Source organism: Caproiciproducens sp. (assembly GCF_053840905.1).
The window spans coordinates 158568-173165 of record NZ_JBNLXQ010000001.1 but is presented as its reverse complement, the minus strand read 5'-3'; the positions used below and the strand labels follow the sequence as shown (position 1 = coordinate 173165).

The following is a 14598-nucleotide window of genomic DNA, read 5'->3' as shown; positions in this document are numbered from 1 at the left end:
CTGATTCGGGAAAAATCCGGACATACTATCTTTGTTGCGAAACAACAGAGAGACTGTATGTACGGAGCTGGGATTATGAAGAAAAAAGAAAAGGGACTGTCCGCGTGGCAGCTTACCATGATGGCGCTGGGAACGGTCATAGGGGGTTCCTTCTTTCTTGGCTCGTCGGTGGCGATTCACGCCGCGGGCCCGTCGATTTTACTGTCTTACATTTTAGCCGGGGTTCTGGTTTATTTTATCCTGTTCGCACTGTCCGAAATGACCGTCGCCAATCCCGACGCGGGCTCCTTCCGCACCTTTGCGGCCCAGGCGTACGGACAGGGCGCCGGGTTTGTCGTGGGTTGGGTATACTGGACGGGAATGATTCTCGCCATGTCCAGCGAGGCCACCGCCGTGTCCATCCTTGTCAGGGAATGGGTACCGAATCTTTCCATCCCGCTGTTCGGAAGCCTGATCATCATCATTGTGACCTCCCTGAATCTGCTGGGGGCGGATAAACTCAGCAGGCTGGAAAGCGGGCTGGCGGCGGTCAAGCTGCTGGCGATCGTTTCCTTTGTGGTGATCGCCGCCCTGCTGATCGCCGGACTCTTCCCCGGAAGCCCGGCAGTCGGTGCGGGAGCGCTTAGGAAGGAGCCTCTGATGCCGGGAGGAATCAAAGGGATCGCCGGAAGCATGCTGATCGTGATGTTTGCCTATGCGGGTTTTGAGATGATCGGTCTCGCTTCTTCGGAAGCGGACAATCCGCAGGAAACCGTTCCGAAAGCAATCAATAATACGGTGCTCTGCCTGGTCGGATTTTATATTCTTTCCGTCGCCGTGCTTCTCCCCCTGATTCCGACCGCCGATATTAACGAGGAGACAAGCCCCCTGGTCGCCGCCCTGAACAGAAGCGGGATCGGATGGGCCGGTACCGCCATGAACCTGGTGCTGGTGACTGCCATCCTGTCCACCATGCTGGCGGCCATGTTCGGCCTTGGGCGGATGATGCGTTCGCTCGCGGAGGAGGGTCTTGCCCCCGTATGGCTGAAGGATGAGAACGATGTCCCCCGCCGCGGAATCCTGTTTTCAGGTTTTTCCATGCTGGTGGGGCTGGGGTTCGGCCTGCTGTTTCCGAGAGTTTACCTGTTTCTGATCAGCTCCGGCGGCTTTGCCCTGCTCTTCACCTATACGCTCATCATGGCTACCCACATCCGTTTCCGCAAACAGCACGGCTGTCCGCCGAACGGGAAATGCCAGGTGAAAGGGTATCCCTACACCTCCCTGCTTGTCCTGCTCGCCCTGATCGTGATCATGGTCAGTATGCCCTTCGTTCCCGGACAGGCGTCCGGGCTGATGGCGGGAATTTTTATGGTCATTTTTTATTCGCTGTGCTACGTCGCGGTCAGGCTGTATTCTCTTTCAAAGCATCCGGAGCTTTCCCGCAAAAGCGCGGTTAAAAAGGATTTTCAGGAAAATCGTTCGGCGGAATTCTCCGAAGAGCTTACCCCGCAGAACACGAAAAACAACGACAGCAACCGGAAATAAGCCGGTTTTTTATTCGGAACCACTATTTCCCTGTTTCTAATTTGTTAACATTAATTTCTCAGAATTTTAAAACCTGCTTCACCGCACAGACATAAGCGAACGGTATACTTTTTATTGTTCCGAAAAGGTTTTTGCTCTTCCTTTGTATAAAGATATTATGATTACTGCCGCACGCCTGTCGGCACAGACGGAATACCGAACCGACAGGCAGGCAGACTAACAGCAGGTTCCCCTATGGGGATTCACATATATTCTTTTTCATTTCCCTCTTTCTGTCCGTCTGAAAACAGGCGGTGCAGGCGGCTCACACCGGCGATACGGTATGAGCCGCTTTTTATTTTACGTTGGAACCTTCTTAACTCTGTCTGCTGCATATTATAGAGAGTAAGGAGGTGTAATCAGTATGGCAAGAGGATTCTTCCCCTTCTGGTGGTGGTTCCAGCCCAGAAGGCGTCCGCCAAGGCCGCCCCATCCGCCGGGACCGCCTCGTCCCCCGGGACCGCCCCATCCGCCCGGCAGGCCGGGGCCGGGACATCAGCAGGGACATTAAAAAGCAAAGCGGAGGCAACACACCGCGTTCAAAATAAATTTCCATTCATAAATCAAGCGGTTTCGTAAAAATTAATCCTGAGGTGATTGATTTTTATGAATATTCCGTATTGCGGCTGGAACAAAAACGACAAAAACGATCCGTTTCAAGCCGGCGACTATGATTTTATGGAGTATAACGAGAAAGAAGCAGAAAAAGACGACAGTGACGAAGAGAGTTCTTATCAGGATTTTCTTCGGAGCGATCGGAACCAGCCAAACTGAAAAAGCCGTCCCGGAACCCGGGACGGCTGTATTTTTTACAGCGGAAAGGGAACCCTACTCGCGAGGTGATAATATGGCTGATATAGGGCCCGCGATGAAAAGCAAGTTCGACTCCCTGTCAAAGGATCTGAAAGAAGAAATTATGAAAAGGGATGTCAGAATCGATTCCATTCAGGATTTGATCAAGTGTTTGGACTCCATTGTCGCAGAGGGGTAACCCTCTGCCGCCGTTTTTTCAGAGGCCGCAGGAGCCGCAGGAATAGAAATATATTAAAATTTTTAAATAATCGTTGGCTGCGCTTGACTTCTGCTATTTTTGTGCTATAATATACAGGTATTCTAAATGTACCAATGGAACTCGCATATTTATGTAAGTCATTGACCGTTTAATGATTTACATAAATGTGCGGTTTTTTATTTTACATGCGGATATAATATATTTGGAGGTGCTTTTTATGAATAAAGGTACAGTAAAATGGTTTAACCAGGATAAAGGATTTGGGTTTATTTCCAACGACGACGGCGGGGACGATGTGTTTGTCCATTTTTCCGCGATTACCGGTCAGGGATATAAATCTTTAACGGAAGGCCAGAAGGTTACTTTTGACACCGAGACGGATCCCCGCAACGGGAAACTGAAAGCTGCCAATGTTACTGTTGTACAATAACATTTCCTTTCCGTCCGGTTTACTGTAGCGAATGCTTTTCCATGCAAAGATTTAAGAATGCCGATTGCTGAAGTACGCCGTTTACGGCGTACTTTTTTGTCAATATTTCTCTTTCTTCAATCACACTATGGATTTATATTTCTATGTTATAATAAAAGAAATACACTCAGGAGGTGCTCTATTGAATACGAAGAAAAAAGCAATGCTGAAAAGCAAGTTAGTGGTATACAAGGTTTGCTATCAGCAGGCCGAAAAACAGAAGGACCATACACGCATGGATAAGATTGAAGTTTTCATGGACGAACTCCAGGAAGAAATCGATAGTATGGATTGAATGGACGGCACGTCCGTTCCCAATAACTGCCTCCGCTTGGTTGAACCGGATGCGGCTTAAAAAGCCGCGCCTGTTTTCAGGAAGCCGGAGGTCTTTTTCTGTCTGCAGATTGCCGTTGATGCCTGAACGCGTCATTGATATCGTTTTTGCACCGTGATAGAATGAAAAAAACAAAGATCAGGAGGCCGCCGCCATGTCAAAACTTCGTATTGGAATGATCGGACTTGGAAATATAGCGCAGAAGGTTTATCTCCCGTTTCTTTCCGCGGAACAAAACTGGACTTTGGCCGGGGGATACAGCCCCACGGAATGGAAAAGGAACCGGCTGTGCGGTATGTACCGGATCAAAGCGTTTCCCAGTCTGACGGATTTACTGAGGGAAACGGACGCCGTATTCGTGTCCTCGTCGACACAGTCCCACTATGAAATCGTTTCAGAGGCTTTGCAGCACGGCAGGGACGTGTATGTAGACAAACCGCTTGCGGCCACCTCCGACGAAGCGGAACAGCTCGCGGAGCTCAGCCTGCGATACGGCAGAAAGCTGATGGTTGGGTTCAACCGCAGATTTGCGCCGATGTATGTCCGGGCAAAAAACCTGACGGGCGCCGGAACGGCGCTGATTCGGCTGGAAAAGCACCGGGCGGACTCCATCCGGCCCGAAAATTATAAAACCACGATGCTGGACGACTATATTCATCTGGCAGACACCGCCCGCTGGTTCGCCGAGCCTGAGGACGGCGGTCAGATCGGCGGTTCCGTCAGGGTGAATGAAAATCAGGAACTGATTTTCGCCCAGCACCAATATAAAGCGGAAAACGGCTGTGCCGTCTTTCTGGATATGCATCGGAAAGCCGGTACCGATCTGGAAAGAATCGAGGTTCTCACCGAAGGGGCGCTCGTGCGGGTCAGGGATATGGATACTTTTGAAACCGAAGCCGGGGGGAAAACGGAAACGGAAACTCCGCCGGCCTGGGAAACCGTTCTAAAACGCAAGGGCTTTGAAGGGGCCATTCTCCATTTTATCAATTCCATTGAAGGAAATACCCAGCCGCTGGTAAACGGCGAGGAAGCATTGAAAACCCAAAGGCTTCTGGATACGATGACGCACGTCGGGAGGGCTTAAGCGGTCGCGCAGGCCGATCCAAAAATGGAATCGATATCCTCTGCGATGGAAGCGTCAATCAGGCCGTGCTCCGACATGTTCCGCATCAGCACAATCGCCCTGCCGTGCGGCATAGCCGGACGGTACGGTCTGTCCTCCGTCAGGGCCTGATAGATATCCACACAGCACAGGAGCCGGGAATTGAAGTCAAGCCTGTTCCCGTCAAATCCATACGGGTACCCCTTCCCGTTCAGCTTTTCATGATGATTGGCCGCCCAGTCGGCGATCTCTTCAAATCCTGTGATTTCTTCCAGCGTTTTGCGGGTATAAAACGGATGGGATTGTATAACCGCAATCTCATCCGCGTTCAGAGTACCGGGTTTGTCCAGAATTTCATTGGGTATCATCAGTTTTCCCAAATCGTGCAGATCGGCGGCAATCCGCATTTTCCAGTAGGTCTCTCTGCCGAATTCATAATAATCGCACAGGATCCCGGTTTTCTCGCTGATCCCGCGTGAGTGGGAGCCGGTAAACGGCGACTTCGCGTCAATAATATTGCTGAATATTCTGGAAATCGTGCGCATTTCCTGATAGCTGAACTCCCTGTGGACGGTGGGGGTAACGACGCGCAGCGCCTGGAATACGAAGTTGTCGTCCATATTCAGCCAGAATTCAACATTTCTGCTCAGCTCCAGAAAAACATCGATAAAATCCGGGTCGAAAATCGGGGATTTTTTAACCCCGGCTTCAATATCGGCGGGCTTCCTTCCTTCGGAAAAACAGATGGCGACAGAATCGGCCAGAGCGATAATCCTTGAAAACATCGGGATTTCCCTGCCGGTAACGCCGAAAAATCCGCTGCCGTCGTAATGCTCGTGGTGATAGAGAATAACATTCGGTATTTTATGAAAGAAAGGGAAAAAATCAATGTTTTTTTCCCCTTCCACACAGTGCATCCTGTTGAGCTCCGCTTTTTTGTAATTTTCCTGGATCAGCGCTTTGGTCACTCCGTTATCGTGCAGAAGCGAATAGGAAATCAGGTCGAACAATTCCGTATTGGATAAATTGATTTTCTGCCCGATCCTTGCGGCAATATAGGCAACCCTTCTGCCGTGATTGGTAACATCGCTGATTAAATCCTTTTCTACGAAGTCAAGCGTATAGGAAAGGGAATTCAATAATTCATTTACATTAAAATCCATGATTACAATCTCCATGTTTTGCAGTTTGGTAAATTATAACATTTATTTGATTATAATTCAAGAAAAGACTTTTTGTGACCATACAACAAAATTTACAGATTCCAGATCTGAAAAATTGCCATGCTGCACAAACCTCCCCGCCCCCGCGTCTAAGCAAGCGAAAAGGCGGGCATATTCCTGACAGAAATATCCTGTTTATCTGTTCGGCCAGGAGGATTTGCATGAAAAATAAAAAAAATTTCTGGTTTATTTTTTTCACTGTGGCTATTCTGTCCTTTACACTGCTTTGTCTCGGGATAAAATATCTGCTGGGGAATCCGGTCACACCGCAGAATATTGCCGTATACGCCGTTCTTTCCCTGGTTTTCGGCGCCGTCGCCTCCGCTTTGTATCTGCTGCAGCTGAAAATCATGTGCTCAGTCTTCGTCCTGGGACTTTTTGCGGGATACCTTGATATGTTCCGGACATTTCTGGGGAGCAGAAGCGGCTGGGAGGACCTGGCCGGACTTTTGTCCCTGTTCACCTGGATGGCCATCGGGCTTTGCGCCGGCACCGTACTGCAGTTTCTCTCCTATTTTTATCATAAAATCCGGTATCGCGGAAAAAGCTGAACGTTTTGTCATGCCATGGGCGGATGCATCATAAAATTTGATAAGAATCCTAAATGGAAAGAGGTGCATCCTTATGCTGGCCGAGATACCGTATAACCGGGAACAGGCGGCCGAATACGCCAAAACGTGGGCTCTTTTGAGGAACCGCGCTTTTCTGAATTTCGATAAAATGGGCGGTGACTGTACTAATTTTGCCTCGCAGTGCATTTATGCCGGAAGCAGGGTGATGAATCATACCCCCGTTTTCGGCTGGTATTACAAAAGCGGAAATGACCGTACCCCCTCGTGGAGCGGCGTCCAATATCTTTTTAATTTCCTTACCACAAATAAGGAAGCGGGGCCTTATGCGGAGCAGGTCGACGTAAGTTCCCTGGAGGTCGGGGACATTGTCCAGCTCGGCAACGCCGAAAACCACTTTTACCATTCTCCCGTGGTTGTGGGCATCACTGAGCAGGACATTTTCATCGCCGCCCATACGTACGACGCGTACATGCGGCCGCTGAGCAGCTATTTTTACAGTACCATCCGCTACTTACATATCAAAGGCGTAAGGAAATATCAATGAAAAGCATTTACAAATACTTCCAACAATGTTAGAATGAAATAGCCGTGAACGGGTAATTTGAAGGAAAGGCAGAGCTGGTATGGAAGTAAAGCTGAAAAATCTGATGGAATCCCTGCTTTTGACCAAAATGGACGAGGTAATCGATAAGCTGGATTGCTGTAAATGCGAAAAGTGCCGGATGGACATCGCTTCTTACGCATTGAACAGACTTCCGCCCAAATATGTCGCCACCTATGAAGGTGAGGTTTATTCCAAGCTGGACACGCTGTCCATACAGTATGAAACGGATTTGCTCAACGCATTGTTTCAGGCAGCAAAGGTTATTTCGAAAAATCCTCATCATACTCTTTCCGCTGAAATTTCTTCTGAAAACGATACGCAAAAATAAAAGGAGTTCCGTTTTTCTGGCGGAACTCCTTTTATTTTTGAATCAGATCGAAATCTTAAGCGCTATGTCGTACAGGTTCTTGTCAAAAACGCGCTCCATCTCAAGCGCTTCCGTGATATCCAAATCAACGACCTTGCCCTTCTGCATCACAACGATCCTGTTGCCCCGGCCTTTGTACAGAAGATCCGCCGCATGGAATCCCATCACGCTGCCGGCCACACGGTCACGGAGCGTGGGCGAACCGCCGCGCTGTACATGGCCAAGCACCGTAGCCCTAGTTTCGATCCCCGTCTTTTCCTCAATGTCCTTTGCCAGCTTGTCCACCCCGCCGACGCCCTCGGCCACCACAATGATAAAATGCTTTTTACCCGTTTTCTGGGTAAACATCATACGGTTGATGATGTCCGTCTGAAAATCGAACGGGATTTCCGGAACAAGGATGGTCGTTGCACCGACCGCAATACCGGTCTGGAGCGCCAGATCGCCGCATTTCCTTCCCATTACCTCCACAACACTGCAGCGGTCATGCGACTCGGTCGTATCGCGCAGCCGGTCAACCATCTCCACGGCCGTGTTCATGGCGGTGTCAAAGCCAATGGTATATTCACTGGCGGCAATGTCGTTGTCGATCGTACCCGGCACGCCTACACAGGGAATTCCCTCCTTGGTAAGGTCGCGCGCGCCGCGGAAAGAACCGTCCCCGCCAATGACCACGATACCCTCGATCCCCATGTCGCGGCAATTACCGGCCGCCTTTTTTACGCCGTCCGGAGTATTGAATTCCGGGCTGCGGGCCGTAAACAAGGCCGTACCGCCGTGATGGATAATATCGGAAACACTGCGCAGATTCATTTCAAAGACGTCGCGGTTCAAAAGGCCATGGAAGCCTCTGCGTACACCCATGACTCTCATTCCATAAGAAATACCGGTCCTTGCTACCGCCCGGACGGCTGCGTTCATTCCCGGCGCATCTCCCCCGCTGGTCAGAACTGCAATCGTTTTTGTATTCATGATGTTACCCCCTAAATTCGTTGCTTTGCCATATCTAAATTATAGTATATCAGGCGAAGAAGAATCAACCGGTGAATATGGACAAAAGTATCTGCTATATGGATTATTGTTGTATTTCCTTTACAACCGCCACATTTTTTTCTCCGAGCAGGTTTTTTAATTCCCGCACCAAAATATCGTTGACGCTGACATACATGGAAAAGGGAGCCCGCACCAGCTTTTTGGTATTGACAAAGTAAATATAAAGCGGCGTCCTGCCGTCAAAAATGGCAAGATATTTTTTGGCCCGGTCATAAAGCTCCGACTGCTCCTCCGGCACTTTGATGTAAAGTCCCGGATGCGCGGGCTTTGCGGCCCCCGCACTTTTTTCACAACCCCCGTGAAGGGAGGGAGCGGGACCGACCGATTCACAGACCAGCTTGGCCTCTTCGTCTTCGCGCATACTGATTCTGCCGAACATCTTCACGATTTTCCCTTCCGTGATCCACTCGGCATACTGGGCGAGGATTTTCGGAAAAACCAGAACCTCCATAGAGCCGAACATGTCTTCCAATGTCACAAACGCCATCGTGGTATTACTCTTGGTCACTTTCATTTTTACGCCGGCAATAATCCCGAGGAGAGTCACCGTATCGCCGTCGTGAAAGCGCCCTCCGTCCTCCCTTGCGTCGTCAAGGATATCGCCGGTGCGGCTTGCGTGGACCGCGTCATACTGATTGATATATTCTGCCATGGGATGACCGGAAAGATACATGCCGGTCACTTCTTTTTCCATGGAAAGCTTGTCGCCGGCGCTGAAATCGGGCATTTCCGCTATGGAATACTCCTCGTCGTCGGCCGTCTGGGCGGGAGTGTCGAAAAAGCCCATCTGGCCGTCCACATTGCGGCGCTTGTCGTCGTCGAGATAATCCATGATATTGCCGACACTGGTCAGCATCTGCCTGCGGTTGACGCCAAGCCCGTCCAGCGCCCCGCATTTGATCAGACTTTCCAGTGCGCGCCGGTTCAGTTCGCCGTACATACGCTTGCAGAAGCCGTAGAACGTGGTATACTGCCCGTTTTCCTTCCGGTCGCGCAGGATGCTGACAATGAATCCCCGGCCCAGATTTTTCACGGCGAGCAGGCCGAAGCGGATGTCTTTCCCCGCAACGGTGAAGCCGACGCCGCTCTGGTTGACGTTGGGCGGCAGCACGCGGATGCCCAGGCGCATACACTCGGCTATGTAAGCCGCCAGCTTATTGTTGTTGTCCAGCACACTGGTCATCAGCGCCGCCATATATTCGCGCGGATAGAAGCATTTGAGCCAGGCGGTCTGATAGCTCAGCAACGCGTAGGCCGCGGCGTGGGATTTGTTGAAGGCGTAGGACGCGAAGCTTTCCATTTCGCCGTAGATGGCTTTTGCCGTCGGCTCGTCCACACCCCGGCGGATGCAGCCGTCCACTTCAACCTCTCCCTTTTCGTTGGTCAGCCCATAGAGGAAGATTTCCCGTTCCCTCTCCATCACGGCGGCTTTTTTCTTGCTCATCGCACGGCGCACGATATCCGCGCGCCCCAGCGAATAGCCCGCCAGCGTACGGAAAATCTGCATTACCTGTTCCTGATAGACAATACAGCCGTAGGTAACGTCCAGAATATCCTTTAGCAGCGGATGGCGGTAAGAAACCTTTTCCGGATGATGGCGGTTTTCGACATAGCGCGGAATGGATTCCATCGGCCCCGGACGGTACAGAGAAATAACCGCGATGAGGTCTTCGATGTATTCCGGCCTCAGCTGCATGATGACGCTGCGCATCCCGGCGGATTCAAACTGGAACACGCCGTCGGTCGCGCCGCTGGAAAGCATGGCGTACACTTTTTTATCGTCAAGAGGAATGTCCTCAATCTGAAAACCCGGCCGCTGCGCGGCGATCATGTCCTGCGCGTCGCGGATGACGGAGAGGTTGCGCAGGCCGAGAAAGTCCATTTTCAGCAGGCCGAGCTCTTCCAGTGTAGTCATGGTATACTGCGTGACTACGGAATCATTGTTTTTGGCAAGCGGCACATACTCCGCGACCGGCCTGTCCGTAATGACGACGCCCGCGGCGTGGGTGGAAGCGTTGCGCGGCATTCCCTCCAGCTTTCTCGCCATATCGATCAGCTCGTGAATCTGGGGGTCGGTGTCGTAGCGCTGCCTTAAATCGGCGGAAACTTTGAGCGCCTTTTCCAGCGTGATGTTCGGTTCCATCGGCACCAGCTTCGCAACTCCGTCCACCGTCGCGTAGGGAACCGCCAAGGCGCGGCCCACATCGCGAATGGAACCCCGCGCCGCCATGGTGCCGAAGGTGACGATCTGGGCAACATGGTCAGCGCCGTATTTCCGCACGACGTACTCGATCATTTCCTGACGGCGTTCGTCGGAAAAGTCGATGTCAAAGTCCGGCATACTGACGCGCTCGGGGTTGAGAAAGCGCTCAAACAACAGGTTGTACCGAATGGGATCGATTCCCGTAATCCCGATACAATACGCCGCAAGACTGCCCGCGCCGGAGCCTCTTCCGGGCCCCACCGGGATATCGGCTTCCTTCGCATAGCGTACAAAATCGTAGACGATCAGGTAATAATTGACGTATCCCATATGCTCAATGGTATTTAATTCATATTCCAGCCGCTCGACCAGCTCGCTTGCGGGGTTTTCTCCGTAATGCCTGTAAAGGCCCTCGTAGCATTTGTCACGGAAAAACGCCGTGTTCTCCTGTCCGTTCGGCGTATCAAAATGCGGCAGCTTGGTTTTGCCGAATTCAAACTCCACATTGCACCGCTCTGCGATACGGACCGTATTGTCCGCGGCCTCCGGATGACCCGGGAACAGGGCGCGCATTTCCTCTTCGCTCTTGTAATAGAACTGGTCGCTGCCGAATTCCATACCGTCCTTATCCTCAACCGTGTGGTTGGTCTGGATACAAAGGAGGATATGATGCATTTTATTGTCTTCCTGACTGATGTAATGGCAGTCGTTGGTCACAATAAGCGGGATTCCCGTTTCCTCCGAAAGCTTTATGATGGACGGATTGATGCGCTTTTGCTCCCGCAAACCGTGATCCTGCAGCTCCAGATAGAAATGGTCCTCCCCAAAAATATCGCGGTAGCGCAGAGCGGCTTCCTTTGCTCCGTTGTAGTCGCCCGCGGTCAGGGCGCGCGGGATTTCTCCCGCAAGACAGGCGGAAAGGGCAATGAGCCCTTCATGGTGCTCCCGTAAGAGGTCGAAATCCACACGCGGCTTGCTGTAAAAGCCCTCCGTCCATGACTTCGATACCATGGCGATCAGATTCTGGTAGCCGGTGTTGTTTTCACAGAGAAGGACCAGATGCCGGTGCTCCGAGTCCAGCTCGTGCACCTTGTCAAAGCGCGTGCGCTGGGCGACGTAGACCTCGCACCCGATGATCGGCTTGATGCCGCGCTTTTTGGCTTCCTTATAAAAATCGACCGCGCCGTACATGACCCCGTGGTCGGTAATCGCTACGGCGGCGTCTCCCCGCTCGGCGGCGGTATTCAGCAGCTCTGTGATACGGCACGCGCCGTCCAGCAGGCTGTACTCGGTGTGCAGATGCAGATGAACAAACATGTGCGGTACCCTCCTGTCAGTTCTTTATAATACTCTCGCAAACTCCATAATGCGCTGCAGACGGTGGTTCACTCCGGACCGGCTGAGCGGTTCGGAGAGCGTCGCGCCGAGCTCGCGGAGCGACATTTCGGGATACCGGCAGCGCAGCACGGCAAGCTCCCGCAGTTCCTCCGGCAGCGCGGACAATCCCCCGGCCGAACGGATGATCTTTTCGATTGCGACAATCTGTTCCGCCGCGGCGGACGCCGTCTTGTCAATATTCGCCGTCTCAAAATTGGTTTTCCGGTTGACGTTGTTGCGGACCTCTTTCAGCATTTTGACCTGCATCAGGCTCATGGCGGCCTTTCCGGCGCCCATAAAGGTCAGGAAATCCGCGACATGCTCGCTCCCCTTGATATAGACTACGTACGAACCCTTCCGGTTCAGCAGACCCGGCTGCAGGTCGAGCTCATAGATTTCGCTGATAAAGGCGCATAAATCCCTGGCAAGGTTCATAAACGGCACCACGAATTCCAGATGATAATCCTTGCTGGGGTCGGACACGGTGCCGCAGGAAAGAAAAACGCCCCGCAGAAACGCGCAGGCGCAGCAATCGTTTTCCATATTGGCACGGTTGATCCGAAGATGGATTTCTTTTCCCGTGTGCCCGAAACAGGAAAGCACCTCTTCCCTTTGTCCGCCGCCGGATACGGCAACGGTAAAAGCGCTTTTGCGCTCCTTCCGGCGCAAAAGGGAGGTGGAAATATCCACGACCACCCCGGCGGTTTCCGCGGTAAGCTGCGCGGCCCTGTGAGCGGCGGCGGTGTTTTCAATCGTCAGGGAAACGGCATTTTGAGAAAAGCTGCGGCCGAATAAAAGCATGCCGTAGCATTCCGCTTTCCGGCAGCAGGATTTTCGCGGCATCGCCTGACAAAGTTCGGTTTTTGTTTCAGACGCAAATGACATTTTTGCACGCTCCCGATTCTGTTATTGCTTTTGGATATCGCGGTGGTTGACGCTTGTCCTCCTGTTCTGTTCCAGCAGATGGTTGTACAGAAGCTGGGCCAGGGCAACGGAGCGATGATGCCCGCCGGTGCAGCCGATCGCAATCACGAGCTGGCTTTTCCCCTCGTTGCAGTAGAGCGGGATCATGTAATCGATCAGATTCAGGAAGCGTTCGATAAAGCCCTGCGTCTGCTCCCATTTCATCACATAGCTGCGCACCGGCTCGTCAAGCCCGGTCAGGTTGCGCAAATCCTCAACATAGTAAGGGTTTGGCAGACAGCGCACGTCAAACACCAGATCCGACTCGGCGGGAATCCCGTACTTGAAACCAAAGGAAACGCAGTGGATCATCAGCGCGTCGGAGGAATCGCCCAGGAACAGGCTGGAAATGCGTTCTTTCAATTGCGCGGGAGAAAGATACGAGGTATCGATGATATAGTCCGCGCATTCGCGGACCGGCTTTAAAACATCCCGTTCCAGCTTTACGGCCTGTTCCAGCGAGCCGAGACAGTTTTCCACCAGCGGATGCTTGCGGCGGGTTTCCTTAAAACGGTTCATCAGCACGGAATCGTTCGCGTCCAAAAACAGGATTTTATATTCCTTATTCTCGCTTTTCATCTGGTCCAGCGTTTCAAACAGGCTGGAAAACATGTCCCCCCCTCGGATATCGGTGACGACCGCCACCCGGGAGAGAGTGCCCTTCGCCTGTTTGGACATTTCATAAAAAGCGATGATCAGCTTGGGAGGGATATTATCGATGCAGTAAAAGCCGATATCCTCCAACGCGTCAATGGCGCGGGATTTCCCCGCGCCCGAAAGGCCCGTAATAATTAAAAACTCCATATTTCCTCCCTAACCGCCAATCGTTTTCACTTCGCATTCCAGAGACACCTTCGTCTGCTGATAAACCGTATCCTGAATGATTTTTATCAGTTCCGTCACATCCCGGCAGGTCGCGCCGCCGGTGTTGACAATAAAGCCCGCGTGCTTGGGGCTGACCATCGCGCCCCCCACCGTTCTGCCTTTCAGGCCGCAGGCCTCGATCAGGGTGCCGGCAAAGCGGCCCTCCGGCCGTTTAAACACGCTTCCCGCGCTCGGCAGCTCCAGCGGCTGCTTTGATTTTCTGCGGCTGTAAAGATCGTCCATTTCCGCCGAAATTTCATCCTGATCCCCCGGCTTCAGATCGAGCCTGAGCTCCAGAATAGTGTAGCCGTTGTCGGTATAGGCGCTGCGGCGGTAGCCCAGCTGCAGCGCTTCGCCGGACAGCGTGCCGATTTTCCCTTCCTTTGTAACATGCGTGCAGGAAAGAAGCACGCTCTTCATTTCCTGATTGTAGGCTCCCGCGTTCATAAACGCGGCTCCGCCCGCCGCTCCGGGAATTCCCCACGCGAACTCAAGGCCGGTCAGGGAATGCTCCCTGGCGAAAACACAGACCCCCGCCAGAGACGCGCCCGCGCCGCAGGAAACCGTACCGTCCGGGTTCTGTCTGATTTCGCGGAACTCGCCGTCCAGCGCGACAACCGCGCCCCGTATCCCGTTGTCGCTCACAAGCATGTTGGAACCGTTGCCGATCGGCATCAGGGGTACTTTTAGTTCGGCCGCTGCGCGGTACAGCTTCTGGATCTCCGCACGCGAGGACACGGTAATAAACAAATCCGCCGGTCCTCCGATTTTAAAGGTGGTGTGCCGGCTCATAGGCTCCTTACGGCTGACTTTACAGCCCAGGTCTTCCGCCGTCAGGGCAAGCTGTTCTAAATGATTCATCGTTTCCTCCGCTGTTCCGACAATGTCGATC

15 protein-coding genes are annotated in these 14598 nt (G+C 52.3%); 9 read left to right on the top strand and 6 right to left on the bottom strand.

Annotated features, from left to right (window positions below; genetic code table 11):
• Positions 1–75: 75 nt before the first annotated feature.
• The 6 genes from ACQGQ5_RS00830 (at position 76) to ACQGQ5_RS00805 (ending at position 4462) form a co-directional block, all read left to right on the top strand.
• Entirely contained in the window at positions 76–1524 is a 1449-nt protein-coding gene (locus ACQGQ5_RS00830) for an amino acid permease (protein ID WP_455734762.1), read from the top strand.
• A gap of 645 nt (positions 1525–2169) precedes the next feature.
• A complete protein-coding gene (locus ACQGQ5_RS00825; protein WP_455734761.1) occupies positions 2170–2337 on the top strand; it encodes a hypothetical protein in 168 nt (55 codons plus the stop codon).
• A gap of 73 nt (positions 2338–2410) precedes the next feature.
• Positions 2411–2554: a hypothetical protein gene (locus ACQGQ5_RS00820; RefSeq protein WP_455734760.1), complete on the top strand. Its 144-nt coding sequence runs from the start codon at positions 2411–2413 to the stop codon at positions 2552–2554.
• A gap of 238 nt (positions 2555–2792) precedes the next feature.
• Entirely contained in the window at positions 2793–3005 is a 213-nt protein-coding gene (locus tag ACQGQ5_RS00815) for a cold-shock protein (RefSeq protein ID WP_275717135.1), read from the top strand.
• A gap of 181 nt (positions 3006–3186) precedes the next feature.
• The gene (locus ACQGQ5_RS00810) at positions 3187–3339 is read left to right on the top strand and encodes a hypothetical protein (RefSeq protein ID WP_455734759.1); all 153 of its coding nucleotides are present in this window, start codon (positions 3187–3189) and stop codon (positions 3337–3339) included.
• A gap of 193 nt (positions 3340–3532) precedes the next feature.
• Entirely contained in the window at positions 3533–4462 is a 930-nt protein-coding gene (locus tag ACQGQ5_RS00805; RefSeq protein ID WP_455734758.1) for a Gfo/Idh/MocA family protein, read from the top strand.
• Here the strand turns inward: ACQGQ5_RS00805 and ACQGQ5_RS00800 are convergent.
• On the bottom strand, positions 4459–5643 hold the full coding sequence (locus ACQGQ5_RS00800; protein WP_455734757.1) for an HD-GYP domain-containing protein: 1185 nt from the start codon (positions 5641–5643) through the stop codon (positions 4459–4461). The two genes, ACQGQ5_RS00805 and ACQGQ5_RS00800, sit on opposite strands and share 4 nt — an antisense overlap.
• A 221-nt stretch (positions 5644–5864) precedes the next feature.
• On the opposite strand from ACQGQ5_RS00800, the gene ACQGQ5_RS00795 reads away from it, so the two are divergent.
• The 3 genes from ACQGQ5_RS00795 (at position 5865) to ACQGQ5_RS00785 (ending at position 7207) form a co-directional block, all read left to right on the top strand.
• Positions 5865–6254, top strand: a complete 390-nt coding sequence (locus ACQGQ5_RS00795; protein WP_455734756.1) for a hypothetical protein — start codon at positions 5865–5867, stop codon at positions 6252–6254.
• A 73-nt stretch (positions 6255–6327) separates the two neighbouring features.
• A complete protein-coding gene (locus tag ACQGQ5_RS00790) occupies positions 6328–6819 on the top strand; it encodes an amidase domain-containing protein (RefSeq protein ID WP_455734755.1) in 492 nt (163 codons plus the stop codon).
• Positions 6820–6898: 79 nt separating this feature from the next.
• Entirely contained in the window at positions 6899–7207 is a 309-nt protein-coding gene (locus tag ACQGQ5_RS00785) for a late competence development ComFB family protein (protein ID WP_455734754.1), read from the top strand.
• A gap of 42 nt (positions 7208–7249) precedes the next feature.
• Here ACQGQ5_RS00785 and pfkA read toward each other — a convergent pair whose 3' ends face one another.
• From pfkA to murB, 5 genes are all read right to left on the bottom strand, one after another.
• A complete protein-coding gene (pfkA, locus tag ACQGQ5_RS00780; protein ID WP_455734753.1) occupies positions 7250–8218 on the bottom strand; it encodes a 6-phosphofructokinase in 969 nt (322 codons plus the stop codon).
• A 103-nt stretch (positions 8219–8321) separates the two neighbouring features.
• Positions 8322–11819 (bottom strand): DNA polymerase III subunit alpha, encoded by a 3498-nt coding sequence (locus ACQGQ5_RS00775; protein WP_455734752.1) that lies wholly within the window; start codon positions 11817–11819, stop codon positions 8322–8324.
• A gap of 24 nt (positions 11820–11843) precedes the next feature.
• Positions 11844–12764, bottom strand: a complete 921-nt coding sequence (whiA, locus tag ACQGQ5_RS00770) for a DNA-binding protein WhiA (protein WP_455734751.1) — start codon at positions 12762–12764, stop codon at positions 11844–11846.
• 21 nt (positions 12765–12785) lie between these two features.
• Positions 12786–13646, bottom strand: coding sequence for an RNase adapter RapZ (rapZ, locus tag ACQGQ5_RS00765; RefSeq protein WP_275717116.1), 861 nt, complete (start codon positions 13644–13646; stop codon positions 12786–12788).
• A gap of 9 nt (positions 13647–13655) precedes the next feature.
• The gene (gene murB / locus ACQGQ5_RS00760; protein ID WP_455734750.1) at positions 13656–14567 is read right to left on the bottom strand and encodes a UDP-N-acetylmuramate dehydrogenase; all 912 of its coding nucleotides are present in this window, start codon (positions 14565–14567) and stop codon (positions 13656–13658) included.
• Positions 14568–14598 lie beyond the last annotated feature (31 nt).

What these genes read in the sequence shown, in the direction of transcription:
- ACQGQ5_RS00830 (WP_455734762.1), top strand. Translation starts at nt 76, where the DNA reads ATGAAGAAAAAAGAAAAGGGACTGTCCGCGTGGCAGCTTACCATGATG.
- ACQGQ5_RS00825 (WP_455734761.1), top strand. Translation starts at nt 2,170, where the DNA reads ATGAATATTCCGTATTGCGGCTGGAACAAAAACGACAAAAACGATCCG.
- ACQGQ5_RS00820 (WP_455734760.1), top strand. Translation starts at nt 2,411, where the DNA reads ATGGCTGATATAGGGCCCGCGATGAAAAGCAAGTTCGACTCCCTGTCA.
- ACQGQ5_RS00815 (WP_275717135.1), top strand. Translation starts at nt 2,793, where the DNA reads ATGAATAAAGGTACAGTAAAATGGTTTAACCAGGATAAAGGATTTGGG.
- ACQGQ5_RS00805 (WP_455734758.1), top strand. Translation starts at nt 3,533, where the DNA reads ATGTCAAAACTTCGTATTGGAATGATCGGACTTGGAAATATAGCGCAG.
- ACQGQ5_RS00800 (WP_455734757.1), bottom strand. Translation starts at nt 5,643, where the DNA reads ATGGATTTTAATGTAAATGAATTATTGAATTCCCTTTCCTATACGCTT.
- ACQGQ5_RS00795 (WP_455734756.1), top strand. Translation starts at nt 5,865, where the DNA reads ATGAAAAATAAAAAAAATTTCTGGTTTATTTTTTTCACTGTGGCTATT.
- ACQGQ5_RS00790 (WP_455734755.1), top strand. Translation starts at nt 6,328, where the DNA reads ATGCTGGCCGAGATACCGTATAACCGGGAACAGGCGGCCGAATACGCC.
- ACQGQ5_RS00785 (WP_455734754.1), top strand. Translation starts at nt 6,899, where the DNA reads ATGGAAGTAAAGCTGAAAAATCTGATGGAATCCCTGCTTTTGACCAAA.
- pfkA (WP_455734753.1), bottom strand. Translation starts at nt 8,218, where the DNA reads ATGAATACAAAAACGATTGCAGTTCTGACCAGCGGGGGAGATGCGCCG.
- ACQGQ5_RS00775 (WP_455734752.1), bottom strand. Translation starts at nt 11,819, where the DNA reads ATGTTTGTTCATCTGCATCTGCACACCGAGTACAGCCTGCTGGACGGC.
- whiA (WP_455734751.1), bottom strand. Translation starts at nt 12,764, where the DNA reads ATGTCATTTGCGTCTGAAACAAAAACCGAACTTTGTCAGGCGATGCCG.
- rapZ (WP_275717116.1), bottom strand. Translation starts at nt 13,646, where the DNA reads ATGGAGTTTTTAATTATTACGGGCCTTTCGGGCGCGGGGAAATCCCGC.
- murB (WP_455734750.1), bottom strand. Translation starts at nt 14,567, where the DNA reads ATGAATCATTTAGAACAGCTTGCCCTGACGGCGGAAGACCTGGGCTGT.